Genomic DNA, 22,826 nt, shown 5'->3' with positions numbered 1-22,826 from the left:
CAAACCCCTTCGGCACGGAGCATACATGGGCATTCGCGGTACTGACCGGCAGATCGACAACATCGAGTTCAATGTCAGCGACATCGCACGGAGCAAGGCCTTCTATGGCAGTGTGTTCGGCTGGGCCTTCACTGACTACGGGCCTTCATACACCGAGTTCAGTGATGGCCGGCTGACCGGTGGCTTTACCACGGGTGAGCCGGTGCGCCCGGGCGGGCCGCTGGTCATCCTGTACGCCGACGATCTGCAGGCTACACAGCAGCGGATCGAAGCCGCCGGGGCGCGCATCAGCCGGGCCATTTTTGCTTTTCCCGGCGGGTGGCGCTTCCACTTCATCGACCCGGATGGTTATGAACTGGCGGTGTGGACGGCCCAAGCCTGATGGCCAACCACAAGATCGAAATCCGTCGGCGCAATATCGAAAAAATTCTGCAGGCGGCGGAAAAGGTGTTTGCCGAGAAAGGCTACGGCGCTACCTCAATGGGCGATATCGCCGAGCAGGCCGAGTTGCCGCGTTCCAACCTGCATTATTACTTCAGCACCAAGGACGACCTGTTCCGTGCGGTGTTGCAGGACCTGCTGGATGTGTGGAAGCAGGACGCGCTGTGCTTCGAGAATTTCGACGACCCGCGTGTAGTGCTGACCAGCTACATCCGGGCGAAGATGGGCCATTCGCGCTCACGGCCGCTGGGGTCGAAGATCTGGGCCGAAGAGATGCTGCACGGGGCGCCGGTGCTGGGGGTGAACCTGGATGAAAGCCTGGTGCCCTGGGCCAAGCTGAAGGAAGCCAAGATCCGCCGCTGGGTGGAGGAGGGGCGCATTCTGCCGGTGGAGCCGTCGGCACTTTTGTACATGATCTGGGCTTCGACCCAGCACTATGCCGACTTTGGTTACCAGGTGGCGTTGCTCAATGGCGGCGAGGCGTTGTCGGACATGGCTTTTGAAAGTGCGGTGCAGACGGTGACCAGTGTGATCCTGCGGGGGATCGGGCTGGAGCCTTGAACGGGCAATTGGGGCCGCTGCGCGGCCCTTCGCGGGCTTGCCCGCTCCCACAGGGTCTCTGCAGCCCTTGAGAGCGGCGCGGAACCTGTGGGAGCGGGCAAGCCCGCGAAGGGCTGCGCAGCAGCCCCAATCAGTGTCAGCTGGCCTCACGGTAGGGATTACGCGGATCCTGCGTCCAGTTCAGGTAAGGCTTGCCAGTATCCTGAGCCACCATCTCGATGCAGTTCTCCACCGGGCAGGTGATCTGGCACAGGTTGCAGCCCACGCATTCCGCTTCGATCACGCTGTAGGCATGCGTGCCATCTGCCTTCAGTGTACTGGCAATCGCCTGGTGCGAAGTATCCTCACAGGCAATGTGGCAGCGCCCGCAGCCAATGCATGCTTGCTGGTCGATGTGCGCCACCGACTTGTAGTTCATGTCCAGGTACTTCCAGTCGGTGGTATGCCCCACCGCCTGGCCGCGGAACGCCTCGATGTTACGGTGCCCGTGCTGGTCCATCCAGCGCGCCAGGCCGTCCTTCATGTCCTCGACAATGCGGAAGCCGTGCAGCATCGCTGCCGTACACACCTGCACGGCGCCACTGCCCAGGGCCATGAACTCGGCTGCGTCACGCCAGTTGCCGATGCCGCCAATGCCACAGATCGGCAAGCCGAGCGTTTGCGGGTCGCGGGCGATTTCCGCCACCATGTTCAGGGCAATCGGTTTCACCGCCGAACCGCAGTAGCCACCATGGGTGCTCTGGTCGCCCACGATGGGGTGGGCGACCATGCGATCGAGGTCGACGCTGGTGATCGAGTTGATGGTATTGATCAACGACACCGCATCGGCCCCGCCACGGTGCGCGGCGCGGGCTGACTGGCGGATGTCGGTGATGTTCGGCGTGAGTTTCACGATCACCGGCAGCGAGCAGTACGTCTTGCACCAGCGGGTGACCATTTCCACGTACTCCGGCACCTGGCCGACCGCCGCGCCCATGCCGCGCTCCGGCATGCCGTGCGGGCAGCCGAAGTTCAGTTCGATGCCATCGGCCCCGGTGGCTTCCACCAGCGGCAGGATGAACTTCCACGAGTCTTCCACGCACGGCACCATCAGCGACACGATCAGCGCGCGGTCGGGCCAGTCCTTCTTTACCTGGGTGATTTCGCGCAGGTTGATGTCCAGGGAGCGGTCGGTGATGAGCTCGATGTTGTTGATGCCTTGCACCTGGCGGTTGGGGCCGTAATGCGCCGAGTAGCGGGACGACACGTTGACTGCCGCCGGGTCTTCGCCCAGGGTTTTCCACACTACGCCACCCCAGCCGGCCTCGAAGGCACGGACCACGTTGTAGGCCTTGTCGGTGGGCGGTGCGGAGGCCAGCCAGAAGGGGTTGGGTGCCTTGATGCCGGCAAATTCGATGGACAGGTCGGCCATTTATGCAGCCTCCACGTTGAGCATGAGTCGGGCATGGATGGCTTCGGCGGCCAGCTTGCCGTGTTGTACGGCCTGGACGGTAAGGTCCTGGCCCAGGGCGGTGCAGTCGCCGCCGGCGTATACCCCCGGCAGGCTGGTTTGCATCGTTTCGTCGACCCGGATGCGCTCACCAATGCGCGCCAGTTGTGCGGCCACCGGGTCGCCGAGGCTGGCATCGTCGAAGCGTTGGCCGATGGCCTTGAAAATGGCATCGGCGGGCAGCTCGAAGGTTTCGCCGGTGTCGCGCAGGCGGCCGTCTGCCAGCTCGGTGCGGGCAAAACGCATGCCGCGTACCTTGCCGGTGTCGTCCAGCAGCACGGCATCAGGGCGGGCCCAGGTATGCAGGCGCACCTGGTTGGCCTTGGCGATGTCCTGCTCGTGGCCGGTGGCGCCCATGTCGGCATGGCCGCGGCGGTACACCAGGTTGACGTCGCGGGCACCCAGGCGGGCCATCTGCACGGCCATGTCGATCGCGGTGTTGCCGGCGCCGATCACCAGGCAGCGGTCGGCCAGGGGCAACTGGCTCAGGTCGTCGGCCTGGCGCAGTTCGCGGATGTATGCGGTGGCGGCGAGCAGACCGGGGGCCTGTTCATCCGGCAGGCCGAGCTGGCGCACGGCATTCAGGCCGAGGCCGAGGAATACGGCGTCGTACTGGTCGCGCAGTTCGCCCAGGCCCAGGTTGCTGCCCAGGCGCTGGCCATGGCGAATTTCGATGCCACCGATGCCGAGCAGGAATTCCACTTCACGCTGGGCATAGTCGTCCACCAGCTTGTAGCGGGCGATGCCGTACTCGTTGAGGCCACCGGCCTTGTCGCAGGCCTCGAATACCACCACATCATGCCCGTGCATGGCCAGGCGGTGGGCGCACGCCAACCCGGCTGGGCCGGCACCGACCACGGCGACCCGTTTGCCGGTGGCCGGCGAGCGCTGGAACGGGTGCTCGGTGAAGCGGGCGTTGTCCAGGGCATAGCGCTGTAGCTGGCCGATCAGTACCGGTGCGCACTCCTGCGCGTTGTTGCGCACGCAGGCTTGCTGGCAAAGGATTTCGGTGGGACAGACGCGGGCGCAACTGCCGCCAAGAATGTTGGCCGAGAGAATGCGTTCGGCGGCGCCTTGCAGGTTTTCGTCGCTGATACGGTGGATGAACGACGGGATGTCGATGTCGCTGGGGCAGGCGTTGACGCAGGGGGCGTCGTAGCAGTACAGGCAGCGCGCGCTTTCCACGGCGGCCTGGCGGGCGGTGAGGGGTGGGGCCAGGTCGCTGAAGCGCTCGGCCAGCTGGTCGGCGCCGGCCCGGGGGCGCGGCAAGTGGTTCAGGGCGTCGATCACGGTTGTAGCCTCTCTTTCTTGTATTTGGCTTGGAATGGGGGCGCGCTGCGCCCCAATCGCCGGCAAGCCAGCTCCCACAGGGATAGCGCTGCTCTCAAGGACAACACTATCCCTGTGGGAGCTGGCTTGCCGGCGATGGGCTGCGCAGCAGCCCCAATGGCCTTAACGCTGTACGGGTGTCGGCCGCTGCACTTCGGCCCGGCGCCCCAGCACCTCAAACACCGACGGATACGCCGGCCGTTCCACATAGCGCCCCGCGCCCTTTTCTGCGCGCAGGTCGCCGTCGGCCCAGAGCACCTTGCCCTGGCTGATGGTGTGGCTGGGGATACCGCGCACGGTACGGCCTTCGAAGATGTTGAAGTCCACCTGCTGGTGGTGGGTCGTGGCCGAGATGGTGCGGGTACCTTGCGGGTCCCACAGCACCAGGTCGGCGTCGGCGCCAACGCGTATGGCACCCTTGCGCGGGAACAGGTTGAAGATTTTCGCGGTGTTGGTAGAGGTCAGCGCGACGAACTCGTGCATCGACAGGCGCCCACTGTTCACCCCGGCATCCCACAGCACTGCCATGCGGTCCTCGATGCCGGCAGTGCCGTTGGGGATACGGCTGAAGTCGTCGCGACCCATGGCTTTCTGCTCGGCGCAAAAGCAGCAATGGTCGGTGGCGGTGGTGTGCAGGTTGCCCGACTGCAGCCCGCGCCACAGCGCCTCCTGGTGTTCACGCGGGCGGAACGGTGGGCTCATCACGTAGCCTGCGGCGGTGGCCCAGTCCGGGTCACGGTAGACGCTGTCATCCAGCAGCAGATGGCCGGGCAGGACTTCACCGTACACCGGCTGGCCCTTGCCGCGGGCATAGGCGATTTCGTCCAGCGCTTCGCGGCTGGAAACATGCACCAGGTACAGCGGCGTGCCCAGCGTCTCGGCAATGCGGATGGCGCGGCTGGCCGCCTCGCCCTCGACCTGGGAGGGGCGTGACAGCGGGTGGGCTTCCGGCCCGGTCAGGCCCTGGGCCAGCAGTTTTTTCTGCAGGTGGTACACCAGCTCGCCGTTCTCGGCATGCACGGTGGGCACCGCACCCAGTTGCAGGCAGCGCTCGAAGCTGGCCACCAGCGTGTCGTCGGCGGCCATGATCGCATTCTTGTAGGCCATGAAGTGCTTGAAGCTGTTCACCCCATGCCTGGCCACCAGTTCGCCCATCTCTTCGGCTACCTGTTCGCTCCACCAGGTGATGGCGACGTGGAAGCCGTAGTCGCTGGCGCTTTTCTGTGCCCAGCCGCGCCAGGTGTGGAACGCCTCCAGCAACGACTGCTGCGGGTTGGGGATGACGAAGTCGATGATCGAGGTGGTGCCACCGGCCAGGCCCGCGGCAGTACCGCTGAAAAAGTCCTCGCTGGCCACGGTGCCCATGAACGGCAGCTGCATGTGGGTATGCGGGTCGATGCCGCCGGGCATCAGGTACTGGCCGCTGCCATCGAGGATCTCGCAGGCGCTGGGTGGTTCGAGGTTTTGCCCGATGGCACGGATCAGGCCATCGGCACACAGGACATCGGCGGGGTAACTCTCTTCGTGAGTGACCACGGTGGCGCCACGGATCAACAGGGACATGCCGTTTTCCTCGCAGGCTGACCGGTCTGGGCCGGTTCTTGGAATTGTCTTGGTGCAGGAGGGCAGGGCGGTTAATCCTGTCAGTCCTGACAAGATTGCAGGCTAGATGCTGATTCTGAATTCAGCAAGAAAATTTCCACATAAATTTTGATGGTTTTAACCAATTGAAATTGAAGAAATTATTTAGCTTGTGCGGCCCATTGCGGGGCTTTTGGAGACGTTGACTGACTTGACAAGATGAAAATCTGGTCGAGATTTTCAAGCACATAAAGCGTGTGTACTCCGGCCATCGCATCAACTCGACGGGCAAACAACAACTACAAGAAAACCTGGAGCAAGCCTCATGCAGCAGAGCAGATCGGAAGTGGTCGAGCAGGGTGGCCTGTTCGAGCTGTCCGAGGGCAGCGATGTCCTCGACAGCCCGCGCTACAACCACGACATCGCCCCGACCAAGGTGCATCAGCGCACCTGGAACAAATGGCACATCACCGCCCTGTGGGTGGGCATGTCCATCTGCGTGCCCACCTATACCCTTGGCGGCGTGCTCACCGCCTACTTCGGCCTCAGCGTGGGCGAGGCCTTGCTGGCGATTCTGCTGGCCAACCTGATCGTGCTGATCCCGCTCACCCTCAACGCCTTCCCAGGCACCAAGTACGGCATCCCGTTCCCGGTGCTGCTGCGTTCGTCGTTCGGCATCCTCGGCTCCAACGTGCCATGCCTGATCCGCGCGGTGGTTGCCTGTGGCTGGTTCGGCATCCAGACCATGTTCGGCGGCCTGGCCATCCACCTGTTCCTCGGCTCGGTATTCGATGGCTGGAAGGCCCTGGGCGGCACCGGCGAGGTGATCGGCTTCATGATCTTCTGGTGCCTGAACCTGTGGGTGGTACTGCGCGGCGCCGAGTCGATCAAGTGGCTCGAAACGCTTTCGGCACCGCTGCTGGTGGCGGTTGGCGTCGGCCTGCTGTTGTGGGCCTTGCCGCACATGTCGATGAGCGAACTGCTGGCCCAGCCGCCCAAGCGCCCGGAAGGGGCGAACATGCTCGGCTACTTCTGCGCCGGGCTTACCGCCATGGTCGGTTTCTGGGCCACGCTCTCTCTGAACATCCCCGACTTCAGCCGCTACGCTCGCAGCCAGAAGGACCAGATCCTCGGGCAGATCTTCGGCTTGCCGCTGACCATGTTCCTGTTCGCCGCGCTGGGCGTGGTGCTGACTGCCGCCTCGGCGTCGCTGGTAGGCGAGACCGTGTCCGACCCGGTCAGCCTGATCGGCAAGATCCACAGCCCGTTCTGGGTGGCCTTGGCCATGGCGCTGATCGTGATTGCCACGCTGTCGACCAACACCGCGGCGAACATCGTGTCGCCGACCAACGACTTCCAGAACATTGCCCCACGCCTGATCGGGCGCAGCCGTGCGGTATGGCTGACCGGCTTCATCGGCCTGGCGCTGATGGGCCATGAGTTGCTGAAGAAGCTGGGCTGGATCGCTTCCGACCTGAGCCTGGAGAGCGTGTACTCCAACTGGCTGCTGGGCTATTCCAGCCTGCTGGGGCCGATTGCCGGGATCATGGTGGTGGACTACTTCCTGATCCGCCGGCAGCAGCTGGACCTGGCCGGGCTGTACCGTGACGACGTGTACCCGGCGTGGAACTGGGCCGGCTTTGCCGCCTTTGCGCTGCCGGTGGCGCTGACCGTGATGGCCATTGGCAACAGCAGTTTCAGCTGGTTCTACGACTACGGCTGGTTCACCGGTTCGCTGCTGGGTGGGGCGCTGTATTACCTCTTCGCCGGCGTGGTCGCGCGCAGCCCGGCGCGGGTGGCGAAGCCCTCGCCGTGAGACCGCGCTGGCCCCTTCGCGGGCTCGCCCGCTCCCACCTAGACCTGTGGGAGCGGGCAAGCCCGCGAAGGGGCCAGAACAGACAACAGAAATGCCTGAAGGAGAAACCCGTGACCCCCGTCAAAGAGATCCTGAAGACCACCGCCCCCCACATCGACAGCACCCGCCTGTGGCAGTCCCTGATGGACCTGGCCCGCCTCGGTGCCACCGCCAAGGGCGGCGTGTGCCGCCTGGCCCTGACCGACCTTGACCGCCAGGCCCGCGACCTGTTCGTGCAGTGGTGCGAGGCCGCCGGTTGCACGGTCAGTATCGACGCCGTCGGCAACATCTTCGCCCGTCGCCCGGGGCGTAACCCCAAGCTGCCCCCGGTCATGACCGGCAGCCATATCGACACCCAGCCCACCGGTGGCAAGTTCGACGGCTGCTTCGGCGTGATGGCCGGGCTGGAGGTGCTTCGCACCCTCAACGACCTGGGCGTGGAAACCGAGGCGCCGCTGGAAGTGGTGGTGTGGACCAACGAGGAAGGTTCGCGCTTTGCGCCGTGCATGATGGGGTCCGGGGTGTTTGCCAGCAAGTTTACCCTGGAAGAAACCCTGGCCAAGCGCGACGCCCAGGGTGTCAGCGTTGGCGAGGCACTGAACGCCATCGGCTACGCGGGCTCGCGCGCTGTATCGGGCCACCCGGTGGGGGCGTATTTCGAAGCGCATATCGAGCAGGGCCCGATTCTCGAAGACCAGGGCAAGACCATCGGCGTGGTGCTGGGCGCGCTGGGCCAGAAGTGGTTCGACCTGACCCTGCGCGGTGTCGAGGCCCATGCCGGCCCTACGCCCATGCACCTGCGCAAGGACGCCCTGGTCGGCGCGGCTGCGGTGGTGGAGGCAGTCAACCGCACCGCCCTCGGCCACCAGCCCCATGCCTGTGGCACGGTGGGTTGCCTGCAGGCCTACCCGGGCTCGCGCAACGTGATCCCGGGCGAAGTGCGCATGACCCTGGACTTCCGTCATCTGGAGGGTGAGCAACTGAATGCAATGATTGCGGATGTGCGCGCGGTGATCGAGGCGACCTGTGCCAGGCATGGCCTGAGCCACGAACTGGTACCCACGGCTGATTTCCCGGCGCTGTACTTCGACAAAGGGTGTGTCGCTGCCGTGCGCGAATCGGCGCAGGCGCTGGGCTTGCCGCACATGGACATCGTCAGCGGGGCGGGGCACGACGCGATCTTCCTGGCCGAGCTGGGGCCGGCGGGGATGATTTTCGTGCCGTGCGAGAACGGCATCAGCCATAACGAGATCGAGAACGCCACGCCCGAAGACCTGGCGGCGGGCTGCGCGGTGTTGCTGCGCGCGATGCTGGCGGCATCGGAGGCGATTGCCAGTGGGCGGTTGGCGGCCTAGCGCGGTCAGTACGCGCTTTTTGTAGGAGCGGCCTTGTGTCGCGATCGGGCTGCGCAGCAGCCCCAGGTTCTTGAAGTAAACGCAGGCATCGCCGGGGCCGCTTTGCGGCCCTCTCGCGACACAAGGCCGCTCCTACAGGGGCCGCGCTGCCGGGGCGGGTTGGGTAAGATCTGCCAGAAACGCCGCAATCTGCCGCTCACCCCGCAAATGCACCACCGGCACCTGCGGCGCTGTGGCCTCTCGGCTCGCCTCGATCCCAGGCCGATATCCCCGATCGAACGTCCATACGAACTTCAGGAAAGTCAGAAACTCCCGGTCCAGCCGCTCGGTACATCCCGCCGGCAGGTCCGGCCGGGGCTTGTTCAGCACACTGCGCAGGATCACCCGCTTGAGGCAGGTCAGTCTCGGCGTATCCAGCCAGATGACCAGGTCGGCCCGCGGCAGGCGCAGGTCGAACGTGCGGCGGGCATAATTGCCCTCGCATACCCAAGCCTCCCCAGCTACCGCATTGCGCACGCGAGTGCGGAAGGTCTCGGCATCCGGTTCGACCCAACCGGCCTCCCAGAACAGCATATCGAGGTGCACCACCGATACGCCCAAACGTGCGCCAATATGCCGGGCCAGGGTTGATTTGCCACTGCCGGCGTTGCCCAGAATCACGATGCGTTGCATGGCCAAGTCCTTTTGGAAAAAACCGGCCATGCTAAATTATCCGGCCGGTTCGAGACAGCCATCGCGCCCGATGTGATAACGCTGCAGGTCTTGCGCCAGCGTCAGCCGCCCGTTGTAGTGGGCGAGGGCTTCGTCGCGCAGGTTGTCGATGCTCGGGCTGCGGCGTGGGTCGTGCTGGTAGCGGGCGCTGAAGTGCGTCAGTACCAGGTTGCGCACGCCCGCCGTTTCGGCAAAGCGCGCCACCGCAGCCGCGGTGCTGTGGCCGAAGGTGACCCCCGTGCGCTCGACCACCGCCTGGGTGAACGTGGCTTCATGCACCAGCACGTCGGCGCCCTTGGCTGCGTCGGCCAATAGCTCGGGGTTGTCGTTGTCGCCGCACACGATCACCCGCCGTGGCGGGCGCGAAGGGCGCAAGTAGTCACTGCCGTGCAGCAGCCGGCCGTCATGCTGAACCGTCAGGCCCTTGGCCAGGTCGCCCCACAGCGGACCGCGGGGGATGCCGTCGGCTTCCAGGCGCGGGATGTCCAGGCGTGGTTCGGGGTTGAGTTCGGTGAACACGAAGCCGACGCTCGGCACTCGATGCGACAGCTGCACGCGGGTCACTTGCACGACGTCACTGCGCCACTCCACGAGGTCTTCAACGGCCAGCAGGCGCAGTTCGAACGGCAGGAAGGTATCGCTGGCCGCCAGTCCCTGGCGCACCCAGTCATGCAAGGCGGCGGGCAGGACAAGGTCCAGCGGCTGGGTGCGCCCGCTCATGCCGGCGCTGGCCAGCAGGCCCGGCAGACCGAAGCAATGGTCGCCGTGCACGTGGGTGATGAAAATGGCGCGCAAGTCGCGGATCGACAGCGGCGTGTGCAGCAGCCGGTGCTGGGTGCCTTCGCCACAGTCGACCAGGTACCAGTGGCTGCCACTGGCTTCGATCACAGCGGTGGCGCTGACGTTGCGCGCCTTGGTCGGCACGCCGGCGGAGGTGCCCAGGAACAGCAAATCCATGGTTTGGCTCCTTGTTTCAGCCCAGCAGCGACAGGTCGCGCAGCAATGCCTGCAGCCCTTGTGGTACCAGCGGGCCGATGCGCCCGAAATCGGCGCTGTCGCACCAGCGGGCGCGGAACGGGCTGCCGTTCGATTCGTGGCCGTCCAGCCAATCTTGCTGGTACAGGCTGGCATCGGTGAAGCGCGCGTCGTACACCTGCACAATCTCATGCCCCGCCTTCCCGGCATAGGTGAACAGGCTCTCCAAGGTACCGAGCAGGCGCACATCGCTGATCGCCTGGCCCAGTTCTTCGTCGATCTCCCGGGCGATGGCATCGCGGCCCAGCTCACCGAACTCGATACCGCCTCCCAGCGGGCGGCACAGGGTCTGGCCGCTGGTAGGGTCGTCGAATACGTTGACCAGAATCTTGCCCTGGTGATGGAACACGCACAGGGCGAGAAACCGGATGCGCGGTGCTAGCAGCGGCTGGGTAGTCACGGGCTCGTTCCTTCGAGACTAAAAAGGGCGCACACCTTAGCCTGATTGCTGCATGCCGTCGATGGCCCGCTACTCGGCCTGCCGCCAGATCAGGTTGCTGGTGTCGTAGCCTTGTTCGCGAGCAATGGTCAGCAGCTGTTCGCGCTGCTGGTCGGTGACCGCTGGCGTGCGCGAAAGCAGCCACAGGTACTCGCGGTTGGGGTGGCCGACCAAGGCCACGCGGTAGTCCTTGTCGTGGTACAGCACCCAGTACTCGCCCTTGGTCAGGCCGGGCGCGAGGCGGCTGAACCAGTTGTCGAAGCGTACCCAGAGCTTGTCGGTGCTGCCCGGTTGCTGGGCTTCGGCGATGCCCTTGGCTTCATTCCACTGGCCGTCCTTCTCCTTGCAGCGGTTGGTCACATCGATGCGCCCGTCGGTGCGCAGGCCATAGCGCGCTTCGGACTGCACGCAGTTGCGCTGGAAGAACATCGGTAGCCGCGCGAGTTCGTACCAGGTGCCCTGGTAACGCTGCAGGTCGACCTGCTGGGTACGCGGTGGCGCCGGGTGATCGTTGCCGGCGCAGCCGAGCAGGGCCAGGGTCATGCAGGAAAGCAGCAACGTGGTGCGTAGCGCCATGGTCAACCTCCTTGATAGGGACGGGGCTTACCTGTGTTTCGATGCGGGCGAGAGGCAAAAGTTGTACGGGATTGCACCTTTCAGAACGAACCGGTCTGCACTTCGCCGACGCGCACGTACCGGGCGACGACCACGCCCTTTGGCGAAACCTGCAAGTGCTGCAGGGTGAAGGCCGCCGCTGCCGCATCGTCGCCGAACAGGCGTTTGCCGTGGCCGAGCAGCAGCGGGTGGATCAGCAGTTGCAGTTCATCGACCAGGCCTGCCGCCAGCAGTTGCTGCACCAGTTCGCTGCTGCCCTGGGTCAGCAGGTTGGCGCCGTCCTGCTGTTTCAGCGTGCGAACCGCTGCGGCGATGTCCGTGCCCAGGGCATGGCTGTTGTGCCAGTCGAGGGTTGAGGGGTTGTGGGTGGCCACGTGCTTGGGCACGCTGTTGAACAGGTTGGCGATGGAGAAGTCTTCCGAGCTGTCTTTTACCTTTGGCCAGTAGCCGGCGAAGATGTCGTAGGTGCGCCGACCCAGCAGCAACTCGAAGGGCTGGCTGAACAGGGCCTGCATGGCCTGGCCGAAGACTTCCTCGGCATAGGGCACGATCCAGCCGCCATAGGTGAAGCCGCCGCTGGTGTCTTCCTGCGGGCCGCCGGGGGCCTGCATGACACCGTCGAGGCTGATGAAGGCGGCTACGATGAGTTTGCGCATGGGGACTCTCCTGTTGGCAGCCGGGGTGGCTGCGGGCATGGGATAGTCGAATGGCAGGCAGCAGAATCGACAGCGCAAACCTGTGCCGGCCCTTTCGCGGGCATGCCCGCTCCCACAGCATCACCACGGCTCCAGAAAGCGGTGCAGTGCCTGTAGGAGCAGCCGTGTGCTGCGAAGAGGCCGGTACTTGCTACCTCACAGCCAGTAGGTCACCGCCCACCACCCCAGCCCACCCATCACTACGGTATAGGGCAAGGCCATCCACACCATCCGCCCGTACGACAGCCGGATCAGCGGCGCAATCGCCGAAGTCAGCAGGAACAGGAAGGCCGCCTGCCCATTCGGCGTCGCCACGCTGGGCAGGTTGGTGCCGGTGTTGATCGCCACCGCCAGCGTCTCGAAATGCTCACGGCTCATGCCGCCATTGAGGAACGCCTGCTTCACCTCGGTGATGTAGATGGTGGCAACGAATACGTTGTCGCTGATTGCCGACAGCAGGCCGTTGGCCAGGTACAGCATGCCTGGCTGCTGCTCGGCCGGTAGCGTCAGCACCCAGGCAATCAGCGGGCTGAACAGCTGCTGCTGATGAATCACCGCCACCACGGCGAAGAACACCACCAGCAACGCGGTGAACGGCATGGCGTCCTGGAAGGCACGGCCCAGGCGGTGTTCGTCAGTGATGCCGGTAAATGCCGTGATCAGCACGATCACCATCAGGCCGATCAGACCGACCTCGGCAACGTGCAGCCCCAGGCAGACGATCAGGATCAGTGCGGCGCACCCTTGCACCCACAACGCGATGCGTTGGGTAGTGGTGCGTGCGGCATCGTCCTCGGCGGCATAGGCGGCAAGCACCTGGCGCACTGGCTCGGGCATCAGCGTGCCATAGCCGAACAGGCGCAGCTTCTCCAGCAGCACGCAGGTCAGCAGGCCGGCGCCCAGCACCGGCAGCGACACCGGGGCCACCTTCAGGAAGAAATCGGCAAAGTGCCAGCCCATCTCATGGCCGATCAGCAGGTTCTGCGGCTCGCCCACCAGCGTGCACACGCCACCCAGGGCAGTACCCACCGCACCATGCATCAGCAGGCTGCGCAGGAACGCGCGGAACTGGTCGAGGTGTTCACGGTGCAATTGTGCGACCTGCTGGTCGCTGTCCAGCGCACTGTCTTCGCGCGGGTTGGCCCCGGAGGCGACGCGGTGGTACACCGCATAGAACCCAACTGCGGCGCTGATGATCACGGCGGTTACGGTCAGCGCATCGAGAAACGCCGAGAGGAACGCCGACAGCACACAGAACAGCAACGCCAGGGTCGCCTTCGAGCGCACCCCCAGCAGGATGCGCGAGAACAGGAACAGCAGCAGTTCCTTCATGAAGTAGATGCCCGCCACCATGAACATCAGCAGCAGGATCACCGGAAAGTTGTGCTGCAGCTCTTCGTACAGGGCTTGCGGGGTGGTCATCTGCAACAGCAGCGCCTCGACCAGCAGCAGGCCGCCGGGCATCAGCGGGTAGCATTTCAGGGCCATACCCAGGGTGAAGATGAATTCGAGCACCAGTGCCCAGCCGGCCGCGACCGGGCCGACAATCAGTAGCAGCAGCGGGTTGAGCACCAGGAACAGGCATATGACTGCCTTGTACCAAAGCGGCGACTGGCCCAGAAAGCTGTGGGCGAGGGCGCCGGTCAGGGAGCGTGGCATGAATTTGTATCCTTATGATTCGGCGATGGCGCACGGTGCCGGATCAGCGCGTGTTAGGCAAGGCGGACAGTCCCGTTTTTGGCACAAGCGCGGTCATCGGGGTGGGTTACCATCCGTGTCATGAATCCTTCACCCACAGGAGTGCCGCCCGTGACCGATTACAGCGCATTCAAGGTCGAACTGACCGATCATATCGCCCACGTTCAGATCAACCGCCCGGAAAAGGTCAACGCGATGAACGCGGCCTTCTGGGAAGAGATCATCGACATCTTCCGGTGGGTCGACGAAACCGACGCGGTACGGGCGGTGGTGATCAGCGGTGCCGGCAAGCATTTTTCCGCCGGTATCGACCTGATGATGCTGGCCTCGCTGGCCGGGCAGATGGGCAAGGACGTGGGCCGCAATGCGCGCTTCCTGCGCAGCACCATCCTGCGCCTGCAGGCGTCGTTCAATGCCGTGGACAAATGCCGCAAACCGGTACTGGCCGCGGTACAGGGTTACTGCATTGGCGGCGCCATCGACCTGATCTCGGCCTGCGACATGCGCTACTGCAGCAGCGACGCGCAGTTCTCCATCAAGGAAATCGACATGGGCATGGCCGCCGATGTCGGCACACTGCAACGTTTGCCTCGTATCATCGGTGACGGCATGATGCGTGAGCTGGCTTTCACCGGGCGCAATGTCGAGGCCGAAGAGGCGCTGCGCATCGGCCTGGTCAACCGGGTCTATGATGATCAGGCCGCGCTGATGGACGGGGTCTTTGCCATTGCCGGCGAGATTGCCGCAAAATCGCCGATTGCCGTGGCCGGCACCAAGGAAATGCTCAGCTACATGCGTGACCATCGCATCGACGATGGCCTGGAGTACATCGCCACCTGGAACGCTGCGATGCTGCAGTCCGAAGACCTGCGCGTGGCCGTGGCGGCGCACATGAGCAAACAGAAACCGACGTTCGCCGACTGATCAGGGCGGGGGACGCGCAGTAAAGGAACCCCCGACATGTCAGCACGCTGGACTACCGCAGTACTCGACCCGCAGATCACCGGGGGGCTGGCCGTGGCCCGCAGCCCGGAAGGGTTCCTGGTGGACGACAACGGCGCGCTGTTCCCCCGTGACTGGCTCAAGCGCCAGGACCTCGATGTGTTGTGCGAGCACGGCATCGGCCACTTCGACGGCCAGCCGGTGTTCCTGCTGGAGCTGCGCAGCGCCACCGACGTGCCCGGCTGCGCCTGGCGCGGCCTGCGTGCGTTCATGCTCGAAGGGGATTTCGACACCTACAAAGTGCTGGGCTATGCCGCGCAGATCGGCACCTGGGCCCGCGAGCACCGCTTTTGCGGCAGCTGCGGCCAGGCGATGACGCAAATCCGCTGGGAGCGGGCGATGTACTGCCAGCCCTGCGACCTGCGCAGCTACCCGCGCATCTCGCCAAGCATGATCGTGCTGGTAACCCGTGGCGACGAAATCCTGCTGGCGCGTTCGCCACGTTTCGTTACCGGGGTGTACAGCACTTTGGCGGGCTTCGCCGAACCGGGCGAGTCGGCCGAGGACTGCCTGGTGCGCGAAGTGCGTGAAGAGGTGGCGGTGGAGGTGCAGAACATCCAGTACATCGGCAGCCAGTGCTGGCCGTTCCCGCATTCGATGATGCTGGGCTTTCACGCCGAATATGCTGGTGGCGAGATCGTCATGCAACCGGACGAGATCGAGGACGCCAAGTGGTTCAGCGTCCACGACCTGCCGCCGCTGCCGGCCGGGCGGTCGATTGCCCGGTATCTGATCGACCTTTATGTAGCCAGGCGCTCAGGCCTGCCCGAACCAGTGCTGCCACGCTAGGCGCACGGTCAATGCCAGCACCACGGTGATGAACACCGGGCGGATGAACTTGCTGCCGCCACTGATCGCCGTGCGTGCGCCGAAGAAGGCGCCGACCATCACCGACAGGCCCATGCACAGGCCGACGATGTAGTCCACCTGCCCGGAAATGATGAACACCGTCAGCGCTGCGATGTTGCTGACGAAGTTCATGCTGCGCGCCACGCCGCTGGCACGGACCAGGTCGATGGGGTACAGCAACAGGGTGCTGACTGTCCAGAACGCACCGGTACCCGGGCCGGCCACGCCGTCATAGAAGCCCAGGGTGAAGCCTTGCGGTACTTGCCATTTCTTCCTGATCGGCGCATCGGCGTCCAGCGGCGCCTTGGGCGTGCCGCCGAACAGCAGGTACACGCCACAGGCGAAAACGATCACCGGCAGCATCTTGTTCAGCCATTCGGCCGGCATGTAGTGGGCGATGACCGCGCCGAGCAACGCCCCGGTCAAGGTGGCGAACAACGCAGGGCGCCATTGTGCCGGGTGGAACAGTTTGCGCCTGTAGTAGGTAAAGCCGGCGGTGGCCGAGCCGAAGGTGGAACTGAGCTTGTTGGTGCCCAGTACCAAGTGCGGTGGCATGCCGGCAGTGAGCAACGCCGGGGTGGTGAGCAGGCCGCCACCGCCGGCGATGGCATCGATGAAACCGGCGACGAAGGCGACCAGAGCCAGGATCAGCAGGGTTAGGGGTTCTACGGTGAGTTCGAAGGGCATGGGGTTTTGGCAGGCAGGGGGCAAGGGGCGGCAAAGGGCCGCGCTAGAAGGGTGACATGGTAATCCTGGGGGAGGTGTGTTGCCAGTGCCGGCCCTTTCGCGGGCTCGCCCGCTCCCACAGGTTCTATGCACCTCTCAAGGCCTGTGCAGTACCTGTGGGAGCGGGCGTGCCCGCGAAGAGGCCGGTGCAGGCGACCAATCAGCTACGTAGGAACGCCAGCAAATCCGCATTGATCACATCGGCATGAGTGGTCGGCATGCCATGCGGGTAGCCCTTGTAGGTTTTCAGCGTGCCATTGGGCAGTAGCTTGGCCGATAGCACCCCGGAGTTTTCATACGGCACGATCTGGTCGTCGTCGCCATGCATCACCAGTACCGGCTGTTTGATGCCTTTCAGGTCTTCAGAGAAGTCGGTCTGGGAAAACGCCACAATGCCATCGTAATGGGCCTTGGCGCTGCCGATCATGCCCTGGCGCCACCAGTTGCCAATGATGCCCTCACTCGCTTCTGCACCAGGGCGGTTGTAGCCGTAGAACGGCCCGGCCGGTACATCGCGATAGAACTGCGCACGGTTGCTGGCGACTTGGGCCTGGAAACCGTCGAAAACGGATTTGGGCAGGCCACCGGGATTTGCGGGGGTTTGCACCATCAATGGCGGTACGGCGGCGATAAGCACGGCCTTGGCCACCTTGTCTTCAGGGTGCCGGGCCATGTAGCGCACCACTTCGCCACCGCCGGTCGAATGGCCGACATGCACGGCGCCCTGGATGCCCAGGTGAGCGACAACCGCCGCCACGTCGTCGGCATAGTGGTCCATGTCGTGGCCGTCCCATACCTGGCTGGAGCGGCCATGGCCGCGGCGGTCGTGGGCGACCACGCGGTAACCGTGGGCGAGGAAGAACAGCATTTGCGCGTCCCAGTCGTCGGCACTGAGCGGCCAGCCGTGGTGGAAGTGGATGACCGGCGCGTCGCGCGGGCCCCAGTCCTTGTAGAAGATCTGTACGCCATCCTTCGTGGTTACATAGCTCATGGGCGGTCTCCTGTGTGCAGGAAGCGAAGGGAGCTATTGAGCATAGGAGGGATTTGGCTTGGCACTGGAGATTATGGGGTGCGGATTTGCACGGTCCCCTGTGGGAGCGGGCGAGCCCGCGAACACCGGCGAAGCCGGTGCCATCCATCGCGCCGCCTGTTTCGCGGGTATGCCCGCTCCCACAGGAGTTGTGTCAACTAATCAGATGCGGTCGCGCATCCGGTACCAGGCCTTGGCCGCAGCCTCCAGTGGTGCTGCCAGCAGGTCGCCGCCGGGGAAGCGGCCGTTGTCGATGCCCTGGTACAACGCCAGCAGGTCGTCGTCGCCAAGAATGGCATCGCTGACCGCCCGCGCCGCCGCCAGGGTCGGCAGTACACCGTGGCCGGAGAAGCCCTGTAGCCAGTAGCGCTGGCCCTCGCGGCCGACATCCGGGGTGCGCTGGATGCTGCAATCGATATGGCCGCCCCAGGCGTAGTCGATGGCTACGCCGGCCAGTTGCGGGAACACCCGCTCCAGGTAGGGGCGGGTAGCGCTGGCGACGTCCTTGGGAATACCGCCCAGGTAGGTGCAGCCGCCGCCGAACAGCAGGCGGTGGTCAGGGGTGAGGCGGAAGTAGTCGGGCACGAACTGGTTGTCGATCACGCAACTGTTGCGTGGCAGCAGCGAACGGGCGAAGTCCGCGTCCAGTGGCGCCGTGGCCACCTGGTAGGACCCGACGGGCAGCAGGCGGCGTGACAGGCTGCGGTCGAGGCGGTCGATGTAGGCGTTGCAGGCCAGTACCAGCACGTCGCTGCGCACTTCGCCACGCACGGTGCGGGCGATGTAGCCGCTACCGGTCTGTTGATAGTCGAGCACCTGGCTTTGTTCGAAGATGCGCCCGCCAGCTGCCTCGATGGTACTGGCCAGACCCTGGGCCAGTTTGAGCGGATTGAGGTGGGCGCCTTTGGCGTCGTATAGCGCGGCCTGGTAGCGCGGGCTGTCGATCCATTGCGGCAACTCGTCGCGGCCGATCAGGCGCAGGGCGTCGTAGCCCCATTTGTGTTCGGCCTCGTGCAGGGCCTCCTCCAGCAGCTTAACCCTGCGCGGCAGCACGGCAGCCCACAGGCTGCCCGATCGGTAGTCGATGTCGAAGCCATGGCGTCCGGGCAATTCGCGCATTTCCTCGGCGGCCCAGCACATGCTCGCCCACAGGCGTCGAGTGCGTTCGACGCCCAAGGCCTTCTCCAGCGGCGGCATGTCGCACGACCAGCCGAGCAGTGCCTGGCCACCGTTGCGGCCGGACGCGGCCCAGGCCACGCGGCTGGCTTCCAGCAGCGTTACACGCTTGCCGGCCTGGGTCAGGCGCAGGGCGGTGTGCAGGCCGCTGAAACCGGCGCCAATGATCAGTACATCGGTGTCGTGGCTGCCTTGCAGGGTGGGGTGCAGGGGAATGCTGGCGGGGTAGGTCTGGGCGTAGTAGCTGGCGACGTGCTGGGCGGATTGTTTGAACATGCAGGGGTCTCATGAAAATTATTGTGTTTATTTTCATGAAAACTTAGCAGTTAAATTTCATGGTGCCAATGTATCGGGCAGGACTTGTGGCTTGCCGGCGATAGGGCCAGAAATGACGGTGCAAAAGCTTCAGGTTGCCGCTTTTTTCCGGGGCTGTCGCGGCTTGCTGGCAGTCTTGGCTCCTGCTGTCTTGCTCTTCCCGCCACTCCGCCGCTTCTTCTTCCACGGCGGCGCAGCCCCGGCCGCCGGCCCGCTGATGGTCATGCGCATGCCGCTGCAGCGTTCGACCAGTTTGCCCATCCATGCCGACTGCCGGGCGACGAACTCCTCCAGCGTCATCTCGCCACTCTGCACCATGTCCAGCGCCTGCTCCCAGATTGCCGTGGTGCCCGGGTCGGCAATGGCGCGTGGCACGGCGTCGATCAGGCTGAAGGCCGCAGGGGTGGCGGATAGGGCCTTGCCGTTCTTCACCAGGTAACCACGGTCAAGCAGGCCCTGGATGATGCTGGCGCGGGTGGCTTCGGTGCCGATACCGGTGGTTTCCTTGAGCTTCTGCTTCAGCCGTGGGTCGTCTACCAGCTTGGCGACGTTCTTCATTGCCTTGATCAGGTCGCCTTCGGTAAACGGCTTGGGCGGCTGGGTCCACAGGTCCTTCAGTTGCAGACCCTGCACTGTGCAGTCCTGGCCTTCGCGCAGCGCTGGCAATACCTGAGCCGGTGGTGCCTCGCGGCCCCTGGCCGGGGTCAGCGCTTCGGGCAGCGCACGGCGCCACCCCGGTTCGACGATCTGCTTGCCCACCGCGCGCAGGGCATGCCCGGCGCAGTCGAAGTCGGCCTGGGTGCGGTCGAACTCGTGGTTGGGCAGGAATTGCGCCAGGTAGCGGGCGCGGACCAGGGTGTACACCGCCTTGTGCTTGGCCGGCAGGCGCGACGGGTCGCTGGCGGCAGCGGTGGGGATAATGCCGTGGTGGGCGCTGACCTTGGCGTCGTTCCACGCCCGTGAACGGCGCTGCGGCTCCAGGTAGGGTTGCAGCGGCGCCAGGCTGGCATCGGCCCGTTGCAGGGCAGCAAGGATGGCCGGTGCCTCGCCGTGCTGGCTTTGCGGCAGGTACCCACAGTCACTGCGCGGGTAGGTGATCAGCTTGTGGGTTTCGTACAGGGCCTGGGCGATGTCGAGGGTTTCCTGGGCGCCGAGGCCGAACTTTTTCGAGCACAGCTCCTGCAGGGTGCCAAGGTCGAAGGGCAGGGGTGCCGCTTCACGCACGCGCTCGGTGGTCACCTTCACGGCCCTGGCAGTGCCGGCCTGGTTGATGTCGCTGGCGGCCTGTTGCGCCAGGGGCTGATTCAGGCAGCGGCCTTGGTCGTCGCAGGCGTCCTCGGGAGCGCGCCACTGGGCATTGAAGCCCTGGCCTGCGTGCTCCAGCTGCACGTCGATGGCCCAGAAAGGAACCGGCACGAAGTCGGCGATGCTGCGGTCGCGGTCGACCACCAGGCGCAAGGTTGGCGTTTGCACCCGGCCCACCGGCAACACGCCCTGATAGCCCGACTGGCGGCCCAGCAGGGTGAACAGCCGGCTCATGTTCATGCCGATCAGCCAGTCGGCGCGCGATCGGCCCAGCGCCGAGTGGTACAGGTTGAAGGTTTCATGGCCCGGCAGCAGTCGCGCCAGGGCCTTGCGAATGGAGGCGTCGTCCAGTGCCGACAGCCACAGGCGCTGCACCGGGCCGCGGTAGCGGCAATGCTCGACCAGTTCGCGAGCGATCATTTCGCCCTCGCGGTCGGCGTCGGTGGCGATCACCAGTTCGCGCGCTTCGCCGAGCAGGCGCTTGACCGCCTTGAACTGGCTGGCAGTCTTGGGCTTGACCAGCATCTTCCATTTGTCCGGAATGATCGGCAGGTCGGCCAGGTTCCAGCGCTTGTAGCGTTCGTCGTAGCTGTCGGGCGGAGCAGTTTCCAGCAGGTGGCCGATGCACCAGGTGACGCAGACGTCAGTGCCTTGCCAACAGCCATCGCCCTTGCGGTTGGCGCCGAGCACTTTGGCGATGTCTTTTGCCTGGGAGGGTTTTTCGCAGAGGAACAGGCGCATGGCCGGGGACGCTTCATCGGGGGTGATGGGCGATAGGATGCGCAAGCGAGGGCGCGGAGGCAAGTTTTATCTGGATGGATGTACAGGTTTTTTCAGAGCAGATGTGTTTTGCTGTGCCTGCCTCTTCGCGGGCTTGCCCGCTCCCACAGGTACTGCACAGTATTCAATATCTGTGGGGTCCTTGTGGGAGCGGGCAAGCCCGCGAAGAGGCCGATACAGGTATCAGGCGCGCGAGTCGCGCACCATGTCCACGTGCGGGATGCCGGCTTCGAGGAACTCTTCGCTGACTACGCGAAAGCCCAACCGCTCGTAGAACGGCGTGGCATGCACCTGGGCACTGAGCATCTGTTGCTTCAGGTCGCGGTTCTGGGCTTCGACAATCACCGCGTTCATCAACGCGTCACCCACCTTCAGCCCGCGCCAGTCCTTCAGTACCGAGACCCGGCCAATGGTGCCGTCAGGCAGCAGGCGGGCGGTGCCGATCGGATAGTCGCCTTCCAGGGCCAGGAAGTGCGCGGCGGTCGGGTCATCCGAGTCCCACTCCAGCTCTGGCGGCACGTGCTGTTCGGCAATGAACACCGCTTCGCGGATGCGGCGGATGTCGGCGTTGTCCTTGTGCCAGTCGGCAAGACGCACACGAATCTTATTCATCGGCGAATCCCAGGCTTCCTTGTTTGACCAGCTGCTGTACCAGCATAAGGCCATCTTCATCCTGCAGCCATTCGCCCAGGTTGTCGATGTGCAGGGCGTCGGCTGCACAAACCAGCTTCAGCAGCTCGCGCAGTTTGCCCGGCAGCGGGCAACTGCGGCCGCTGGCGAACAGCAGCAGGTCTTCTTCGAATTCCGACCAGGCCAGGCGCGCGCTCGGGTTGCGGATCAGGATGGCGCCCTGTTCCAGGGCATCGATCAGCTCTTCCTCGGACAGCTCTTCACCGACGATCTGCTCGGGGTAGCGCGGCTCGGTCATGAACTGGCCGAACCAGGTCAGCAGCAGGTCCTTGTCGCCCATGTGCTTGTCGAGCAGCGCCTTCAGGCGGTCGAGAGCGTCGTGCTGGATCTGGTGTGGGTCGCTGACCGGCTGGGCGTCGGCGTCGCTGTAGCGTTCTTCGTCGGGCAGGAACTGGCCGAGGAAATCGGTGAAGTGGGTCAGCACTTCGGCGGCGCTTGGTGCGCGGAAGCCGACCGAGTAGGTCAGGCAGTCGTCCACGGCCACACCGTAATGGGCCAGGCGCGGTGGCAGGTAGAGCATGTCGCCTGGCTCCAGTGTCCACTCCTCGCTCTGCTCGAAGTCGGCGAGGATGCGCAGGTCGGCGTGCTCCAGCAGCGAACTGTCGCTGCTGCACATCTGGCCGATCTTCCAGTTGCGCTGGCCGTGGCCCTGCAGCAGGAACACGTCGTAGTTGTCGAAGTGCGGGCCGACGCTACCACCGGGGGCGGCAAAGCTGATCATCACGTCATCGATGCGCCAGCTGGGCAGGAAACGGAAGTTTTCCAGCAGCTCGGCTACTTCCGGGACGAACTGATCGACAGCCTGCACCAGCAGGGTCCAGTCCTTTTCCGGCAGCTCGGCGAAGGTGTCTTCGGTGAACGGGCCGCGGCGCAGCTCCCACGGGTGCGCACCGTGCTCGAGCACGATACGCGACTCTACTTCCTCTTCCAGGGCCAGGCCGGCCAGCTCGTCGGGGTCGATCGGGCTGATGAAGTCCGGGAAGGCCTGGCGCACCAGCAGCGGCTTCTTCTGCCAGTAGTCGCGCATGAATTCGCGGGCCGAGATGCCGCCGAGCAGCTGCAGTGGAGTATCAGGATTCATGTTCAACCTATTGAAAAAATGTAATTTCTTTCCGGGAATAAAAACGCCCGGCCAGGCCGGGCGTTGAA

Annotated in this window: 21 protein-coding genes; 6 read left to right on the top strand and 15 right to left on the bottom strand. The window is 64.7% G+C overall.

Translation table 11 applies throughout. The features are described 5' to 3' along the window. Nucleotides 1–25: 25 nt before the first annotated feature. Nucleotides 26–382, top strand: a complete 357-nt coding sequence (locus tag CAF70_RS05245; RefSeq protein ID WP_085621908.1) for a VOC family protein — start codon at nucleotides 26–28, stop codon at nucleotides 380–382. After that, nucleotides 382–1,002, top strand: a complete 621-nt coding sequence (locus tag CAF70_RS05240; RefSeq protein ID WP_085622681.1) for a TetR/AcrR family transcriptional regulator — start codon at nucleotides 382–384, stop codon at nucleotides 1,000–1,002. The genes CAF70_RS05245 and CAF70_RS05240 overlap by 1 nt, the downstream gene beginning before the upstream one ends. A gap of 136 nt (nucleotides 1,003–1,138) precedes the next feature. On the opposite strand, the gene preA is transcribed toward CAF70_RS05240, so the two are convergent. From preA to hydA, 3 genes are all read right to left on the bottom strand, one after another. Then, a complete protein-coding gene (preA, locus tag CAF70_RS05230) occupies nucleotides 1,139–2,413 on the bottom strand; it encodes an NAD-dependent dihydropyrimidine dehydrogenase subunit PreA (RefSeq protein ID WP_085621909.1) in 1,275 nt (424 codons plus the stop codon). Next, the gene (locus tag CAF70_RS05225) at nucleotides 2,414–3,781 is read right to left on the bottom strand and encodes an NAD(P)-dependent oxidoreductase (protein WP_085621910.1); all 1,368 of its coding nucleotides are present in this window, start codon (nucleotides 3,779–3,781) and stop codon (nucleotides 2,414–2,416) included. It lies immediately after the preceding gene. A 162-nt stretch (nucleotides 3,782–3,943) separates the two neighbouring features. Next, nucleotides 3,944–5,383 carry a dihydropyrimidinase gene (gene hydA / locus CAF70_RS05220; RefSeq protein ID WP_085621911.1) on the bottom strand — a complete coding sequence of 480 codons (1,440 nt, stop codon included), beginning with the start codon at nucleotides 5,381–5,383 and terminating at the stop codon, nucleotides 3,944–3,946. Nucleotides 5,384–5,726: 343 nt separating this feature from the next. Here hydA and CAF70_RS05215 point away from each other — a divergent pair, with 343 nt between their 5' ends. Next, the gene (locus CAF70_RS05215; RefSeq protein WP_085621912.1) at nucleotides 5,727–7,217 is read left to right on the top strand and encodes an NCS1 family nucleobase:cation symporter-1; all 1,491 of its coding nucleotides are present in this window, start codon (nucleotides 5,727–5,729) and stop codon (nucleotides 7,215–7,217) included. A 110-nt stretch (nucleotides 7,218–7,327) separates the two neighbouring features. Beyond that, nucleotides 7,328–8,611 (top strand): Zn-dependent hydrolase, encoded by a 1,284-nt coding sequence (locus tag CAF70_RS05210; protein WP_085621913.1) that lies wholly within the window; start codon nucleotides 7,328–7,330, stop codon nucleotides 8,609–8,611. A 132-nt stretch (nucleotides 8,612–8,743) separates the two neighbouring features. Here CAF70_RS05210 and CAF70_RS05205 read toward each other — a convergent pair whose 3' ends face one another. From CAF70_RS05205 to nhaB, 6 genes are all read right to left on the bottom strand, one after another. After that, nucleotides 8,744–9,283 (bottom strand): AAA family ATPase, encoded by a 540-nt coding sequence (locus tag CAF70_RS05205; RefSeq protein WP_085622683.1) that lies wholly within the window; start codon nucleotides 9,281–9,283, stop codon nucleotides 8,744–8,746. A gap of 36 nt (nucleotides 9,284–9,319) precedes the next feature. Further along, complete coding sequence (locus tag CAF70_RS05200) at nucleotides 9,320–10,279, bottom strand: ribonuclease Z (protein ID WP_085621914.1); 960 nt, start codon at nucleotides 10,277–10,279, stop codon at nucleotides 9,320–9,322. Between the two features lie 16 nt (nucleotides 10,280–10,295). Further along, nucleotides 10,296–10,742, bottom strand: a complete 447-nt coding sequence (locus CAF70_RS05195) for an NUDIX hydrolase (protein ID WP_143491539.1) — start codon at nucleotides 10,740–10,742, stop codon at nucleotides 10,296–10,298. A gap of 84 nt (nucleotides 10,743–10,826) precedes the next feature. Next, the gene (locus tag CAF70_RS05190) at nucleotides 10,827–11,372 is read right to left on the bottom strand and encodes a lipocalin family protein (RefSeq protein WP_085621916.1); all 546 of its coding nucleotides are present in this window, start codon (nucleotides 11,370–11,372) and stop codon (nucleotides 10,827–10,829) included. 80 nt (nucleotides 11,373–11,452) lie between these two features. Further along, a complete protein-coding gene (locus tag CAF70_RS05185; protein ID WP_085621917.1) occupies nucleotides 11,453–12,067 on the bottom strand; it encodes a dihydrofolate reductase family protein in 615 nt (204 codons plus the stop codon). A gap of 195 nt (nucleotides 12,068–12,262) precedes the next feature. Next, on the bottom strand, nucleotides 12,263–13,765 hold the full coding sequence (nhaB, locus tag CAF70_RS05180) for a sodium/proton antiporter NhaB (RefSeq protein ID WP_085621918.1): 1,503 nt from the start codon (nucleotides 13,763–13,765) through the stop codon (nucleotides 12,263–12,265). A gap of 150 nt (nucleotides 13,766–13,915) precedes the next feature. Between nhaB and CAF70_RS05175 the strand changes: the two genes are divergently transcribed. Beyond that, nucleotides 13,916–14,728: a crotonase/enoyl-CoA hydratase family protein gene (locus CAF70_RS05175; RefSeq protein WP_085621919.1), complete on the top strand. Its 813-nt coding sequence runs from the start codon at nucleotides 13,916–13,918 to the stop codon at nucleotides 14,726–14,728. A 36-nt stretch (nucleotides 14,729–14,764) separates the two neighbouring features. Beyond that, complete coding sequence (gene nudC, locus CAF70_RS05170) at nucleotides 14,765–15,595, top strand: NAD(+) diphosphatase (protein WP_085621920.1); 831 nt, start codon at nucleotides 14,765–14,767, stop codon at nucleotides 15,593–15,595. Here the strand turns inward: nudC and CAF70_RS05165 are convergent. From CAF70_RS05165 to CAF70_RS05140, 6 genes are all read right to left on the bottom strand, one after another. Beyond that, the gene (locus CAF70_RS05165; protein WP_063912595.1) at nucleotides 15,563–16,342 is read right to left on the bottom strand and encodes a TSUP family transporter; all 780 of its coding nucleotides are present in this window, start codon (nucleotides 16,340–16,342) and stop codon (nucleotides 15,563–15,565) included. The genes nudC and CAF70_RS05165 overlap by 33 nt on opposite strands. 199 nt (nucleotides 16,343–16,541) lie before the next feature. Further along, nucleotides 16,542–17,372 carry an alpha/beta fold hydrolase gene (locus CAF70_RS05160; protein WP_085621921.1) on the bottom strand — a complete coding sequence of 277 codons (831 nt, stop codon included), beginning with the start codon at nucleotides 17,370–17,372 and terminating at the stop codon, nucleotides 16,542–16,544. 201 nt (nucleotides 17,373–17,573) lie between these two features. Then, complete coding sequence (locus CAF70_RS05155; protein WP_085621922.1) at nucleotides 17,574–18,863, bottom strand: FAD-binding oxidoreductase; 1,290 nt, start codon at nucleotides 18,861–18,863, stop codon at nucleotides 17,574–17,576. 129 nt (nucleotides 18,864–18,992) lie between these two features. After that, nucleotides 18,993–20,948 carry a DNA topoisomerase III gene (locus tag CAF70_RS05150; protein WP_085621923.1) on the bottom strand — a complete coding sequence of 652 codons (1,956 nt, stop codon included), beginning with the start codon at nucleotides 20,946–20,948 and terminating at the stop codon, nucleotides 18,993–18,995. Nucleotides 20,949–21,170: 222 nt separating this feature from the next. Beyond that, nucleotides 21,171–21,599, bottom strand: coding sequence for a GNAT family N-acetyltransferase (locus CAF70_RS05145; protein WP_003258855.1), 429 nt, complete (start codon nucleotides 21,597–21,599; stop codon nucleotides 21,171–21,173). Next, nucleotides 21,592–22,758, bottom strand: coding sequence for a cupin domain-containing protein (locus tag CAF70_RS05140; protein ID WP_085621924.1), 1,167 nt, complete (start codon nucleotides 22,756–22,758; stop codon nucleotides 21,592–21,594). The genes CAF70_RS05145 and CAF70_RS05140 overlap by 8 nt, the downstream gene beginning before the upstream one ends. Nucleotides 22,759–22,826: the final 68 nt, after the last annotated feature.

This window comes from Pseudomonas sp. B19(2017) (assembly GCF_002113165.1).
Lineage (GTDB): Bacteria > Pseudomonadota > Gammaproteobacteria > Pseudomonadales > Pseudomonadaceae > Aquipseudomonas.
Note: the sequence above shows the minus strand (reverse complement) of the source record. Positions and strands in the feature narration are given on the sequence as shown.